Genomic DNA, 12,100 nt, shown 5'->3' on the forward strand with positions numbered 1-12,100 from the left:
GACACTGACATCCCGGAAAGCCTAGACCAGCGTGTCACGCCCCTCAAGCTGCACCTAGCAAGAAATGAGCGCCGAGACTGCGCGGATCATCGCAGGCGCATCGGGCGCAGCCGCAACAGTCGCGCGTTCGGCAAGATCATCGGGCAGGGCTGCGCGGGTGGCCTCGCTGATCACGACCGGATGAATTCGGCTGACTGCATCGCCCGCCGCCCGGACGAACAGGCGCGCACTGCGGGGCGAAAACAGCGGCACGAAAACGGGACCGGGATGGGCCAGCGCCGTGGCAAGTGCTGCGCCCTGGGGGATGCTGACCTGGTCGTAGATCGCCCGCCCCTCGGCCCTCAGACCTTCGCGGCTCAGCGCTTCGGCGATATCCGCGCTCAGATGTGCACCATGCAGGTGCAACAGCCGCCCTTCCGGCCGCGCATCGAGCATCAGGCCCACAAGGGCCGCGGCATCCCCCCCGGCAGAGATCGCCTTGAGCCCGATGTCGCGGGCAGCCTCGGCGGTGCGGTCGCCCACGCACCACGCGGGCAGGCTGCGATCCGTGCTCAGGCTGGCAAAGGTCTCGACCCCGGCGGCGGAGGTGAAGATCAAAGCCGACACACCCTCAAGCGTCAGGCCCTGCCCAAGGGGCGCGATCTCCATCAAGGGCAGGATCGCCACCGCGATCGGCCCGCATTCGGCACGCAGCGCCTCGGCAAAGCGGTCCGAGGCCGCGCGCGGGCGGGTCAGGATCACAAGGGGCGCGCCATTGTCAGACATGAGCCCGAGTGTTACCTGCCAAGGCGCCAGCCTGCAACGAGGCGCCCGATGCCCCGCTCCCTCACGATCCTCGGTCTTGAATCGAGCTGCGACGACACCGGCGCGGCCGTCCTGCGCCGTGAGGGGGACAAGGCCGTGATCCTGTCCAATGTCGTGGCCAGCCAGACCGACCTGCACGCGGCCTTTGGCGGTGTGGTGCCCGAGATCGCGGCGCGCGCCCATGCCGAAAAGCTTGATATCATGGTGGAACAGGCGCTCGCCGAGGCGGGCGTGGCGCTTTGCGAAATCGATGCCGTGGCGGTGACGGCGGGGCCCGGCCTGATCGGTGGCGTTCTGTCCGGTGTCATGGCGGCCAAGGGGCTGGCGATGGGTCTGGGAAAGCCGCTTGTCGGGGTGAACCACCTGGCCGGTCACGCGCTGACGCCGGTTCTGACGGACGGGATGCGGTTTCCCTACCTGATGCTGCTGGTCTCGGGCGGGCATTGCCAGTTCTTGCGCGTCGATGGCCCGCAGGACTTTCGGCGGCTCGGCGGCACGATCGACGACGCGCCCGGCGAAGCCTTTGACAAGGTTGCGCGCCTTCTGGGGCTGCCGCAACCGGGTGGGCCCGCCGTCGAAGGTGCGGCCAGGGCCGGTGATCCCGCGCGGTTCGACCTGCCGCGCCCGCTGATGGACCGCCCCGGTTGCGACATGAGCTTTTCGGGCCTGAAAACCGCTGTTCTGCGGGTCCGCGACGATCTGGTCGCGGCGCAGGGCGGGTTGAGCGAACAGGATCGCGCCGATCTGTGCGCCGGGTTCCAGGCCGCTGTCGCCGATGTGCTGGCCGGGAAATCCGCCCGCGCGCTGGAGGGGCAAGGGGCGCTGACGGGCTTTGCCGTGGCGGGCGGGGTCGCTGCCAATGCCAGTTTGCGCGCGCGGCTCGATGCGGTCGCCGCGGCGGCGGGTCTGCCTTTCGTCGCGCCGCCGCTGGCGCTTTGCACCGACAATGCGGCGATGATCGCCTTTGCGGGATTGCTGCTGCACGAGGCGGGGGCGCGGGATGATCTGACCCTGTCGGCACGCCCGCGTTGGCCGCTTGATGCCGCCGCGGCACCCCTCCTCGGTTCGGGGAAAAAGGGGGCCAAGGCATGAGCGCCCGTCTCGACATTCTGGGGGCGGGGGCTTTCGGCACGGCATTGGCCATTGCCTATGCGCAGGCGGGCCACGACGTGACGCTCTGGGCGCGCGACGGCGCGCAGGAGATGCGCCGCACCCGCGAAAACGCCCGCCGCTTGCCCGGCCATCGCCTGCCCGAGGCGCTGCGCGTGACGGGCGATCTGTCTGATCTGACGGGGAATTGTGCGCTTCTGGCGCTGCCCACGCAGACCTTGGGCGGGTTTTTGGCGGAAACGGATTTGCGCGCGGATATCCTTGTCTCCTGCGCCAAGGGGATCGACCGCGCCACGGGGCTTGGTCCCACCGCCCTGATCGCGCGCCATTCCAAGGCGACGGTCGCGCAACTGACCGGCCCCAGTTTCGCGGTCGATATCGCGGCGGGATTGCCGACCGCGTTGACGCTGGCCTGTGTCGATGATGCGGTTGGCCGCGCCTTGCAGCAAAGCCTGTCCCTGCCTGCGCTGCGGCTTTACCGCACCACCGATGTGATCGGCGCGGAACTGGGCGGGGCGCTCAAGAATGTCGTGGCGATTGCGGCCGGGGCGGTCATCGGTGCGGGGCTTGGCGACAGCGCGCGGGCGGCGCTGATGGCGCGCGGGCTGGCCGAGATGACGCGCATCGCGGTCGCCGCTGGTGGGCAGGAGGCGACATTGTCCGGCCTGTCGGGTCTGGGCGATCTGATCCTGACCTGCGGGTCCGAGAAATCGCGCAATTTCCGCTACGGCATGGCGCTTGCGCGGGGGGAAAGCCTGCCGCCCGATGTGACGGTCGAGGGGCTGCATACCGCCCGCCAGATCGCAGCGCGCGCCGGGGCGGAAAACCCCATCGCGCAGGCCGTTGCAGCCCTTGCCGATGGGCGGGCGAGTGTTGGCGAAATTGCTGACCGTCTCTTGAACAGGCCCCTGAAACCGGAGTGAAAGCAATGCGTTACTGGCTGTTCAAATCCGAACCCGATGCCTGGTCCTGGGATCAGCAGGTGGCCAAGGGCGATGTGGGCGAGGAATGGTCGGGCGTGCGCAACTACCAGGCGCGCAATTTCATGCGCGAGATGGCCTTGGGCGATCTCGGGTTTTTCTACCACAGCCAGACAGACAAGGCGGTGGTCGGCATCGTGGAGGTGATCGCCACGTCCCATCCCGACAGCACCAGCGACGATCCGCGCTGGGATTGCGTGGATGTGAAGGCGGTGGAGGTCCTGCCACGCCCCGTGACGCTGGACGCGATCAAGGCGCGGGAGGATCTGGCAAAGATGGTTCTTGTCCGGAATTCCCGCTTGTCGGTTCAGCCCGTCACGGCCGAGGAATGGGCGATCATCTGCGCGATGGGTGGGGTCGAGAGTGGCTCCGACGGCGTGTCTTGAGGCGACGACCCGATGGGTGCGAATGGTGCGCCTGAAGGCGCACCCTACAGGGCCGGATATCCGCCGAAGTCTTTCGGAAGGGTGAATTTTTCGAGGCAAATCCTGACGAGGCGTGAACGCGACGCCCTGTTGGCAAGCATTCGTCAAGACTTGTGAAAAACGGAGGGTCCCGACCCCTCGGGACCCTCCACCACCCACACGCTCACTCGCTCCGCGTGTTGATATGTCGGGCCCGTCCGTCCTGGTCAGGCGTGGGATCGGGATAGCCCAGCCTTCGCGCCGCCGCAAAGAAATTGCCCGCCGCATTCGAGACGAGTTCGCCGAAAATGCGAACGACCCGCCGGGGCGGGTCGCGGCAGTCACGCGGATCGCGTCCGGCTTCAGCCGTAGACGCTTTCCTTTCCGAAATGCTTGGTCAGCATGTAGTAGATCACGGCGCGATACTTGTTGCGCTCGGATTTGCCGTAGGTCTCGATCACCGAGGCGATGGCGGCATCCAGCTCGGGCCCATCTTTCAGCCCCAGTTTCTTGATCAGGAAATTCTTTTTCACCGTCTCCAGTTCGCCCGGCTGGCTGCCTGCGACGGTGGAGGCGTCGGCGTCATAGATCGCGGGGCCGCAGCCGATGGTGACCTTGGTCAAAAGGCCCATGTCCGGCGTCATTCCGCATTTGTTTTTGAGATCGTCGGCATATTTCGCGATCAGATCGTCCCGCTTGCCCATTTGTACCTTCACTCCCGTAAACTCGTGTCACGACCTGCCCCGAAAAGGCGCGGGTCCGGGCAAGGTTAACCCGAGCCTGCGTCCTGTCCAAAGACAAAACTGCGCGCCCGCACATGCAAAAGGGCCGCCCGAACGGACGGCCCCTGCTGCGCTCTCGCGCGCGTTCAGTAGCGGTAATGCTCGGGCTTGAACGGGCCTTCGGGGGCCACGCCGATGTAATCGGCCTGATCCTTGGACAGCGGCGTGAGCTTCACGCCGATCTTGGCCAGATGCAGGCGCGCGACCTTTTCATCCAGCACCTTGGGCAGGACATAGACCTTGTTTTCATAGGCCTCGCCGCGGGTCCAAAGCTCGATCTGTGCAAGCACCTGGTTGGTGAAGGAGGCCGACATCACGAAGGAGGGGTGGCCGGTCGCATTGCCGAGGTTCAGCAGGCGCCCCTCGGATAGAAGGATGATGCGGTTGCCCGAGGGCATCTCGATCATGTCCACCTGTTCCTTGATGTTCGTCCACTTGTGGTTGCGGAGTGCGGCGACCTGGATCTCGTTGTCGAAATGGCCGATGTTGCCGACGATGGCCATGTCCTTCATCGTGCGCATGTGCTCGATGCGGATCACGTCCTTGTTGCCGGTGGTGGTGATGAAGATATCGGCGCTGTCGACGACATCCTCGAGCAGCACAACCTCGTAGCCGTCCATCGCCGCCTGAAGCGCGCAGATCGGATCGGCCTCGGTCACCTTCACGCGCGCACCCGCGCCGCGCAGCGAGGCGGCAGAGCCCTTGCCCACGTCGCCATAGCCGCAGACGACGGCGACCTTGCCCGCCATCATCGTGTCGGTGGCGCGGCGGATGCCGTCCACGAGCGATTCCTTGCAGCCATACTTGTTGTCGAATTTCGACTTGGTGACGCTGTCATTCACGTTGATCGCGGGGAAGGGCAGGCCACCGGTCTTCTGCAATTCATAGAGACGGTGCACACCCGTGGTGGTTTCCTCGGAGACGCCCTTGATCTGGGCCTTCATCTTGGTGAACCAGCCGGGGCTTGCTTCCATGCGCTTCTTGATCTGCGCCTTGATGACCTCTTCTTCCTCGGATTGGGGAACGGGGATGATCTCTTCGCCCGCTTCGGCGCGCGCGCCCAGGAGGATGTAGAGCGTCGCATCGCCGCCATCGTCGAGGATCATGTTCGGCCCTTCGGGGAACATGAAGGATTTGTCGAGGTAATCCCAATGCTCTTCCAGCGTCTGGCCCTTGATCGCAAAGACCGGGATGCCCGCCTTGGCGATGGCGGCCGCGGCATGGTCCTGCGTCGAGAAGATGTTGCACGAGGCCCAGCGGACATCGGCACCCAGATATGCCAGCGTTTCGATCAGCACCGCGGTCTGGATCGTCATGTGGAGCGAACCCACGATGCGCGCGCCCTTGAGCGGCTTTTTCTCGCCGTATTCCTCGCGCAGCGCCATCAGGCCCGGCATTTCGGTTTCGGCGATGTCCAGTTCCTTGCGGCCGTATTCGGCCAATGCGATATCCTTGACGATGTAATCGGTCACGTCGACTGTCCTTAGATGATCGGAATTCCGTTGCGGCGCACTTAGCACCAAGGGGGGGCTGCGGCAATGGCAGGTGGTCCGGCCGCGTCGATGCATGCCGATCAGCCCACAGCGACCAAGTCCATCGCCGGTTTTTCCCGTCTTTGCTTTCCAAATACTCCGGGGGTTTGGGGGCTGGCCCCCAATCCGGCAGATGCTATCAAACGCCAAAACCGGAGGTCGCCATGCCCAAAGCCCCGCCCCGCGCCTGGCAAAGGATGTTGTCGGGCCGTCGTCTGGATCTGCTCGATCCGACGCCCGTCGACATCGAGATCGAGGACATCGCGCATGGTCTTGCCTTTGTCGCGCGCTGGAACGGGCAGACGCGGGGCGATTACGCCTATTCGGTGGCCGAGCATTCGCTGCTGGTGGAACAGATCTGCGCGCGGCTTGCGCCCGGATGGGGGGCGAGATGGCAATTGGCGGCGCTTTTGCATGATGCGCCGGAATACGTGATCGGCGACATGATCAGCCCGGTGAAGGCGGCGGTGGGCCCCGGTTACGGGGCGCTCGACGACAGGCTGACAGCCGCGATCCACCTGCGCTTTGGCCTGCCTGCCATCCTGCCCAAGCCGGTCAAGACGCTGATCAAGCAGGCCGACCGGGTGTCCGCATGGCTGGAGGCGGTGCAGCTTGCCGGGTTTGCGGAAGCCGAGGCCGACCGGTTCTTTGGCCGTCCGGATGCGGCGCTGACGGCGGGGTTGCGGCTGGTCCTGCGCCCGCCCGTCGAGGTGCGCGACGCCTTTACCGCGCGGCATGCAGAATTGATGGCGGCGCTATGAGGATCACGGTCCGCCCCGCCCATGATCTGGATGCCCGCGACATGGCCGCGATCCTGTCCGAGGTGATCGCCATCGGCGGCACCACGGCGATCACGGGCCGGATCGGGCCCGAGGATATCCGCGACTGGATGGGACAGGCGCCCGAGGCGTCGGCCTGGCATGTGGCCGAGACCGAGACGGGCGAGATCGTGGGGTTTCAATGGATCGCGCCGGGGGCGGATCACCTGCCGCCCGAGGCGGCGGAAATCGCCACATTCGCCAAGCCGGGGCGGCAGGGTCTGGGGATCGGGTCCAAGCTGTTCGAGGCGACCAAGCGCGCCGCGCTGGCGCTGGGCTATGCCTGGATCAACGCCAATATCCGCGCCGACAATGGCGGCGGGCTGATCTATTACCAATCCCGCGGCTTCGAGGATTACGGGCGGATCACCGGCTACAGGATGAAAGATGGGCAGGTCGTGGACAAGATCCTGAAACGCTACGACCTGCGCTGACGTTCATCGGAAAAAGCAGGTCGTCCCGGCCCAGAGCAGGCGGATGGCGGCATCGCCTTCGGTCAGGATGCCGTTGATGTCGCTGCGGGAGAATTCGGTGCCGAGCGTCGTGATCTGAAACGAGGTCTGGGGCATCTCGAGCCGGGACATGCCGGGGCGGAAGCCGCCCGCCACGCCAAGATCGGGATCGCTGCTGACCCAGCCGACGAAATCGCCGTTCTGGAAGTTCAGCGTCAAGCCGTCCTCCCATGTGGCACTGGTCACCGGGCCCGCGCCGCATTCGGCATTGGTCGTCACCGCCTCGGGTCCGTCGCCCAGAAGACGGCTGACGGTGTCGATCACGCCGGGCTGGGCGCGGCCGAAATCGATGCGGAGCTGGCTGACCGTGGGTTGGATGCCCTGGGCGTCGAGCGTCAGGACCGGGGGCTGGGGTTCGCGCGCGGTCGTGACACAGGCGGCAAGCGCCAGCGTTGCGGCAAGGATCGTCAGGGCACGAACGTGCATCGGTCATTACTCCGGGCAAACGGGGGCGACTCGGGTCCCCCCGGCGGTTTCGCCGATCTCTTAGCGCGGGCTGCGCTTGGCGAGAATACGTTGCAGCGTGCGGCGGTGCATGTTGAGCCGCCGCGCGGTTTCGCTGACGTTGCGGTCGCACAACTCGTAAACGCGCTGGATATGTTCCCAGCGCACCCGGTCCGCCGACATCGGGTTTTCGGGCGGCGGCGGCATTTCCTCGTCATCGGCCAGAAGCGCCGAGGTGATGTCATTGGCATCCGCCGGTTTCGACAGGTAGTCGGTCGCGCCGATCTTGACCGCCGCCACGGCGGTGGCGATGGCGCCATAGCCCGTCAGGACGACGATCCGGCAATCGGGGCGTTTGGCGCGGAGCGTTTCGACCACGTCGAGGCCGTTGCCATCCTCGAGCCGCAGGTCCACCACGGCAAAGGCCGGGGGGCGGGCGGTGGCGATGGCCTTGCCGGCGGCGACGGAGAGCGCCGCCTCGACCTCGAAGCCGCGCTTTTCCATGGCGCGTTCCAGACGGCGCAGGAAGGGTTCGTCATCGTCCACGAGCAGCAGGGATTTGTCGGGTCCGATATCCCTTTGGGTGCGCTCCTGCGACATGGGCCTCTCCTTCCGATCGTTTAGGCGGTTGAACCTTCTTACAGGCAATCGTCTCGACCGGTCAATTTATCGCGCGCAACCATGGCGCGAAGCGTCAACTGCCTGCATCCACGAAACATTCCGTGCGCTGCGCCATCTCTTGCGGGGTGGTTTCGCGGTTGAAGAATTCGACGAAGCCGTGACCGGGCAGGACGAGATAGGTGAAGGCGGAATGATCCACGAGGTAATAGGGGTCATCGCCTTCGCGGTTGATGCGGTAGAAGACGCGATAGGCGCGGGCGGCGGCATCCGTCTGTTCGGGCGTGCCGGTCAGGCCGAGCATGCGGGGATGCACGTTTTCGGTGAAGGCGGCCATGACCTCGGGCGTGTCGCGCATGGGATCGACCGAGATCATCGCGGGCAGCACGTCATAGCCGTCGGCCTCGAGGATATCGACGGCTTCGGCGTTGCGCACCGCGTCGAGCGGGCAGACATCGGGGCAGAAGGTATAGCCGAAATAAAGAAGCGTCGGCTGCGTGATGACATCGGCATCGGTCACGGTCTGGCCGGTTTCGGTGACGAGCGTGAAGGGCCCGCCGATCTGGCCCGCGCCGCCCGCCACGACGCTGGCGCGGCATTGGCCGAAGGGATCGGCGGAGGCTCTTTGGCGCACCTGGCCGAGATAGACGGCGACGGCGGCCCCGATCACGAGCACCCCGATCAGCGCGGCCGAGGCAAGGGCATAGGTGCGGGTCATGGCATGGTCTCGCGGGTTGGGGACGCGGGATGCGTCCGTCGTGTCGGTCAATGTTGATTACCTATGCCGCGCGTCCTATCAATTCACGATCCCGCGCCTGTGACAGAAAGCCCCTCCAAAGATGGTGACCGCCACAAACGATCCGGCGCTGGAGCTGGTCAGCCAGGACGCCCGCAGCGATTGGGTCAGGCTGCGCACGCTTCTGGTGCTGCGCTGGCTGGCGATCCTTGGGCAGACGGTGACGGTGGTCATCGCCTCGCTGCACCTGGGGCTGAGGATCGAGCTGGGCCTGTGTTTTTTGGCCATCGGGGCCTCGGTCATCTCGAACCTGATCGCGATGACGATCTTTCCCGAGAACCAGCGCCTGTCGGATCGCGATGCGATGCTGACGCTCTTGTTCGACCTGTCGCAGCTGAGTTTCCTGTTGTTCCTGACGGGGGGATTGAACAATCCCTTTGCGCTCTTGATCCTTGCGCCGGTCACGATTTCGGCCACGGCGCTGACGGTGCGGTCGACCACGATCCTGGGGCTTTTGGCGATCGTGATGATCTCGCTTCTGGGATTGTTCCATGTGCCCTTGGCGACCGAGACGGGCGAGATATTGCGCCTGCCGGACCTGTTCATCCTGGGGTTCTGGATTTCCATCGTGATCGGCATCGTCTTTTTGTCGGCCTATGCGCGGCGGATCACGTCGGAGACGCATTCGATGAGCCAGGCCTTGCTGGCGACGCAGATGGCGCTGGCGCGGGAACAGAAGCTGACCGATCTGGGCGGCGTGGTGGCGGCGGCCGCCCATGAGCTGGGCACGCCGCTGGCCACGATCAAGCTGGTGTCGACGGAGCTGGCCGAGGAGCTGGAGGGCCAGCCCGACCTGGCCGAGGATGCAAGGTTGATCCGCGATCAGGCCGACCGCTGCCGCGACATCCTGCGGTCGATGGGGCGGGCCGGGAAGGACGATCTGCACATGCGCTCCGCGCCGCTGGGGGCGGTGGTGCGCGAAGCGGCCGAGCCCCATTCCGGGCGGGGCATCGCGATCTTGTACGATTTCCTGGCCGATCCGGGCGCGCCCGAGGGCCAGCCGATCATCCGCCGCAAGCCCGAGGTGATCCACGGGCTGCGCAACCTCGTGCAGAATGCCGTCGATTTTGCCGCGACGCAGATCTGGGTCGATGCGAGCTGGGGGGATGGCGAGATCCGGCTGAGGATCACCGATGACGGGCCGGGCTATCCGCAGGATCTGCTGGGGCGGTTGGGCGATCCGTTCCTGAGCCGCCGCGCGCGCGCCCAAAGCCCCGCGCGCCCCGGATACGAGGGGATGGGTCTGGGTCTGTTCATCGCCAAGACGCTGTTGGAACGGTCGGGGGCAAGGGTGGTGTTCCTGAATGCCTCGGACCCGTTCCTGTCGGCCGAGGACAAGGCCGAACGCAGCGGCGCCATCGTCGAGGTGGTCTGGCCGCAGGCGGCCATCGGCGTGCCCCTGACCGAGGCGACCGGGCCATTGGGCGAAAACCGCCCCTTCGACGCCTGAGGGCGGCCGCGGGGCGGGGGCCGCCCGTTTCGCGGGCCGATTTGAAGCCCTTCTGATTTCCCGTTTAACGCCCTGTTAACCGTTTCGGATGCAACCTCTGCTTGTCTTTGTTCCGGCGGGGTATCCGCATGCAGGCCGATCTGTTCGACTTGGTTCTTTTCGGAGGGATCAGCCTGTTGAGCGCGCTTGCCGCGCTTTGGCTTCCGGGACTGATATCGCGCCGGGTCAGGCCGGGGGGGAACGACGGTCGCCCGCCGGTTCTGATCGACGCCATGCGCCGCTACGAATTCCACGAAGGCTACCTGGTTTCGCCGATCGATCCCAATGACGCCTTTCTGTCGCCCGACACGGATCGGGGGGCCGCATTCGGCGATTTGACGCGGGCGCTGGCCATGCTGCATGCCGATCTGCCCGGACGGCTTGGCGCGCTGGCGCGACGGGGGGAAGCCTTTGTGCTGACGGGTCGGTTCGGGGTCGATGCGCTGTCGGTCGCGGGCTGCTCGGCCAAGGGGCGGATGGTCGTGATGGTAGGGCCCGCCGAGGTCGGCACCGGGCGCGAGATCGTGGATGTGCCCGTGCTGCGGGCGATACAGGCCGAGAGCGAGGATTTGCGCCATGCGCTGGATCTGGGCGGGGCCGCGATCTGGACCGTGGATGCGGAGGGGCGCGTGATCTGGGCCAATGCGGCCTATCTTGCGCTGGTCGACCGGGTCGCGGGGCGCGCGGGGGCGGAGGCTGTCTGGCCGCTGCCCGCGCTGTTCGGCGCGCAGGTGCATCCCCGTCCCGAACCGGACAACCCGCGCCGGTGCAGCCTGAGCGTGGCGCAGACCGAGCCGGGGCCGGAGGGCGGAACGCTCTGGTTCGAGGTCACGGCCATCGAGCGGGGGGACGGCCTGATGTTCTGTGCCGCCCCCATCGACCGGCTGGTCGCCGCCGAGACGGCGCTGCGCAATTTCGTGCAGACCCTGTCCAAGACTTTTGCCCATCTGCCCATCGGGCTGGCCATTTTCGACAAGCGCCGCGAATTGGTCCTGTTCAACCCGGCGCTGGTCACGCTGTCGACCTTGCCGCCGCAGGCGCTGGCCGGGCGGCCGCGGCTGGTGGATTTCCTCGATGCGCTGCGGGACCGAAAACGGATGCCGGAGCCCAAGGATTACAAGGGCTGGCGGGATTCCATCGCGCATCTGGAGGCGCGGGCCGAGCAGGGCACCTACGAGGATGTCTGGGCCTTGCCGGGGGGGCAGAGCCTGCGGGTGATGGGGCGTCCGCATCCCGATGGCGCGGTGGCTTTCATGTTCGAGGACATCACCGCCGAGGTGACGCTGACGCAGCAATTCCGCGGCGAGCTGGAGCTGCACCGGGCGGTGATCGACGCGCAGCCGGGGGCCATGGCGGTGTTTGCGGGGGATGGGCGCAGGGTGTTGGCGAACCGGGCCTATCGGCAGCTGTGGCGCCTGCCCGAGGAGGCGGAGGCGCGTCCGGTGTTTCTGCCCGAGGCGATGGCGCGGTGGCAGGCCGCCTGTCTGCCGTCGTCGGCGGCGTCGGGGTGTTGGGGCGATATCCGCCGTATCGCGGAGCGCAAGGCCGCCGAGCCGGAGGTGCGCGCCCGGCTGGTTCTGCGGGACAGGCGGTGTCTGGATCTTTCGGTCGCAGCGATTGCGGGCGGGGCGATCATGGTCCGGTTCGAGCCCGAGGGCGCGCCGGCCTGCGACAGGGCGCAGCCGGTCAGGTCCGTCGATGCAGAGATGGCACCGGCTCCCGGGCGGGGCGCGCAACAGGCGCAGGAGGCCGTCACCCGTGGTCCGGCCCCCCGAGCGCCCGCGCCGCAGCGATGAGGGGTGTCGCGCGTT

At 66.5% G+C, this 12,100-nt stretch carries 13 protein-coding genes; 7 read left to right on the forward strand and 6 right to left on the reverse strand.

Features of this window, described 5'->3' with window-relative positions; translation table 11 throughout:
• Positions 1–54: 54 nt before the first annotated feature.
• Positions 55–765 (reverse strand): uroporphyrinogen-III synthase, encoded by a 711-nt coding sequence (locus AABA51_RS00430; protein WP_338273379.1) that lies wholly within the window; start codon positions 763–765, stop codon positions 55–57.
• Positions 766–813: 48 nt separating this feature from the next.
• On the opposite strand from AABA51_RS00430, the gene tsaD reads away from it, so the two are divergent.
• The 3 genes from tsaD to AABA51_RS00445 are packed head-to-tail and all read left to right on the forward strand — an operon-like array spanning position 814 to position 3,280.
• Positions 814–1,896, forward strand: a complete 1,083-nt coding sequence (tsaD, locus tag AABA51_RS00435; protein WP_338273380.1) for a tRNA (adenosine(37)-N6)-threonylcarbamoyltransferase complex transferase subunit TsaD — start codon at positions 814–816, stop codon at positions 1,894–1,896.
• Complete coding sequence (locus AABA51_RS00440; RefSeq protein ID WP_338273381.1) at positions 1,893–2,837, forward strand: NAD(P)H-dependent glycerol-3-phosphate dehydrogenase; 945 nt, start codon at positions 1,893–1,895, stop codon at positions 2,835–2,837. The genes tsaD and AABA51_RS00440 overlap by 4 nt, the downstream gene beginning before the upstream one ends.
• A gap of 5 nt (positions 2,838–2,842) precedes the next feature.
• Positions 2,843–3,280, forward strand: coding sequence for an EVE domain-containing protein (locus tag AABA51_RS00445; RefSeq protein WP_338273382.1), 438 nt, complete (start codon positions 2,843–2,845; stop codon positions 3,278–3,280).
• A 380-nt stretch (positions 3,281–3,660) separates the two neighbouring features.
• Here AABA51_RS00445 and AABA51_RS00450 read toward each other — a convergent pair whose 3' ends face one another.
• Together AABA51_RS00450 and ahcY are read right to left on the reverse strand one after the other, a co-directional pair.
• On the reverse strand, positions 3,661–4,002 hold the full coding sequence (locus AABA51_RS00450) for a DUF2853 family protein (RefSeq protein WP_338273383.1): 342 nt from the start codon (positions 4,000–4,002) through the stop codon (positions 3,661–3,663).
• Between the two features lie 164 nt (positions 4,003–4,166).
• Positions 4,167–5,552 carry an adenosylhomocysteinase gene (gene ahcY, locus AABA51_RS00455; protein WP_338273384.1) on the reverse strand — a complete coding sequence of 462 codons (1,386 nt, stop codon included), beginning with the start codon at positions 5,550–5,552 and terminating at the stop codon, positions 4,167–4,169.
• A gap of 224 nt (positions 5,553–5,776) precedes the next feature.
• On the opposite strand from ahcY, the gene AABA51_RS00460 reads away from it, so the two are divergent.
• Entirely contained in the window at positions 5,777–6,373 is a 597-nt protein-coding gene (locus AABA51_RS00460) for an HD domain-containing protein (RefSeq protein WP_338273385.1), read from the forward strand.
• Positions 6,370–6,864: a GNAT family N-acetyltransferase gene (locus AABA51_RS00465; RefSeq protein WP_338273386.1), complete on the forward strand. Its 495-nt coding sequence runs from the start codon at positions 6,370–6,372 to the stop codon at positions 6,862–6,864. Before AABA51_RS00460 ends, AABA51_RS00465 begins: the two co-directional genes overlap by 4 nt.
• A 3-nt stretch (positions 6,865–6,867) precedes the next feature.
• Here AABA51_RS00465 and AABA51_RS00470 read toward each other — a convergent pair whose 3' ends face one another.
• From AABA51_RS00470 to AABA51_RS00480, 3 genes are all read right to left on the reverse strand, one after another.
• Entirely contained in the window at positions 6,868–7,368 is a 501-nt protein-coding gene (locus AABA51_RS00470) for a hypothetical protein (RefSeq protein ID WP_338273387.1), read from the reverse strand.
• A 60-nt stretch (positions 7,369–7,428) separates the two neighbouring features.
• Positions 7,429–7,986, reverse strand: coding sequence for an ActR/PrrA/RegA family redox response regulator transcription factor (locus AABA51_RS00475; protein WP_277825089.1), 558 nt, complete (start codon positions 7,984–7,986; stop codon positions 7,429–7,431).
• A gap of 94 nt (positions 7,987–8,080) precedes the next feature.
• Entirely contained in the window at positions 8,081–8,722 is a 642-nt protein-coding gene (locus tag AABA51_RS00480) for an SCO family protein (RefSeq protein WP_338273388.1), read from the reverse strand.
• Between the two features lie 121 nt (positions 8,723–8,843).
• On the opposite strand from AABA51_RS00480, the gene regB reads away from it, so the two are divergent.
• Both regB and AABA51_RS00490 read left to right on the forward strand, forming a co-directional pair.
• Positions 8,844–10,250 carry a sensor histidine kinase RegB gene (regB, locus tag AABA51_RS00485; RefSeq protein WP_338273389.1) on the forward strand — a complete coding sequence of 469 codons (1,407 nt, stop codon included), beginning with the start codon at positions 8,844–8,846 and terminating at the stop codon, positions 10,248–10,250.
• 128 nt (positions 10,251–10,378) lie between these two features.
• Positions 10,379–12,085: a PAS-domain containing protein gene (locus AABA51_RS00490; RefSeq protein ID WP_338273390.1), complete on the forward strand. Its 1,707-nt coding sequence runs from the start codon at positions 10,379–10,381 to the stop codon at positions 12,083–12,085.
• Positions 12,086–12,100: the final 15 nt, after the last annotated feature.

This window comes from Roseicyclus marinus (assembly GCF_036322625.1).
Taxonomy (GTDB): Bacteria; Pseudomonadota; Alphaproteobacteria; order Rhodobacterales; family Rhodobacteraceae; genus Roseicyclus; species Roseicyclus marinus_A.

Coding starts and splice junctions, on each gene's coding strand:
- AABA51_RS00430 (WP_338273379.1), bottom strand. CDS start 765: ATGTCTGACAATGGCGCGCCCCTTGTGATCCTGACCCGCCCGCGCGCG.
- tsaD (WP_338273380.1), top strand. CDS start 814: ATGCCCCGCTCCCTCACGATCCTCGGTCTTGAATCGAGCTGCGACGAC.
- AABA51_RS00440 (WP_338273381.1), top strand. CDS start 1,893: ATGAGCGCCCGTCTCGACATTCTGGGGGCGGGGGCTTTCGGCACGGCA.
- AABA51_RS00445 (WP_338273382.1), top strand. CDS start 2,843: ATGCGTTACTGGCTGTTCAAATCCGAACCCGATGCCTGGTCCTGGGAT.
- AABA51_RS00450 (WP_338273383.1), bottom strand. CDS start 4,002: ATGGGCAAGCGGGACGATCTGATCGCGAAATATGCCGACGATCTCAAA.
- AABA51_RS00460 (WP_338273385.1), top strand. CDS start 5,777: ATGCCCAAAGCCCCGCCCCGCGCCTGGCAAAGGATGTTGTCGGGCCGT.
- AABA51_RS00465 (WP_338273386.1), top strand. CDS start 6,370: ATGAGGATCACGGTCCGCCCCGCCCATGATCTGGATGCCCGCGACATG.
- AABA51_RS00470 (WP_338273387.1), bottom strand. CDS start 7,368: ATGCACGTTCGTGCCCTGACGATCCTTGCCGCAACGCTGGCGCTTGCC.
- AABA51_RS00475 (WP_277825089.1), bottom strand. CDS start 7,986: ATGTCGCAGGAGCGCACCCAAAGGGATATCGGACCCGACAAATCCCTG.
- AABA51_RS00480 (WP_338273388.1), bottom strand. CDS start 8,722: ATGACCCGCACCTATGCCCTTGCCTCGGCCGCGCTGATCGGGGTGCTC.
- regB (WP_338273389.1), top strand. CDS start 8,844: ATGGTGACCGCCACAAACGATCCGGCGCTGGAGCTGGTCAGCCAGGAC.
- AABA51_RS00490 (WP_338273390.1), top strand. CDS start 10,379: ATGCAGGCCGATCTGTTCGACTTGGTTCTTTTCGGAGGGATCAGCCTG.